The sequence below is a fragment of the Vibrio sp. 1078-1 genome (assembly GCF_033340475.1).
Genome location: NZ_JAWOWM010000465.1, coordinates 1 through 647, shown reverse-complemented (window position 1 = coordinate 647; position 647 = coordinate 1). Strand labels below are relative to the sequence as shown.

At 47.9% G+C, this 647-nt stretch carries 1 pseudogene; it reads right to left on the bottom strand.

Annotation, left to right across the window (positions count from 1 at the left end):
• A pseudogene (locus R7190_RS28215) lies at window positions 1-610 on the bottom strand (bifunctional NADH-specific enoyl-ACP reductase/trans-2-enoyl-CoA reductase); the annotation flags it as partial.
• Window positions 611-647 lie beyond the last annotated feature (37 nt).

The following is a 647-nucleotide window of genomic DNA, read 5'->3' as shown; positions in this document are numbered from 1 at the left end:
CCCAATCTTCTCCACCCATGACCTTAATGGTCGCTTCTGCTTCCTCTTCGGTGGCAGGCTCGAGCGTGGTTTCAACCCATTGATCATTTTCAAGTAAGATGGAAGCGCCAGTAACCGACTCACCAATAGGCTTAATCACACTGCGCCAGAACGTATCTGAATGAGGTTTTGGACGAACGCCCGCTGCAAGGCTGTAAATCACCAAATCGACTTCACCTTCAAAGTAGGTTTCGATCGCTTCGATAACTTCATTACGGACAGAGTCAGAGAATGCATCACCAACAATATTGATTGCAGTGCGTCCTGCATGTGTTGCTTCTTGTTTGAAAAAGATGTTGTTGTACCAGCCTGCGCTGCCAACCCCTTTCTCAGATGGGCCTCGTTCAAACGAGACGCCAATGGTGTCTGCTTCAGCGCCGCCAAACGTCAGGGCAATACGTGCTGCTAACCCAAAACCGGAGGAAGCACCAATAATTAAAACTCGTTTAGGGCCGCTTTTGATCTGCGGGGCTTTTTTTACGTATTCAATTTGCTCTTTTATGGATGCATGGCAACCGTGTGGATGCGCAGAGCGAGCAACAACACCTTGAATTAACGGTTCTATTCGCATTGTTGTGATCTAACCTCGGTGAGTGGAATTCTGGTTA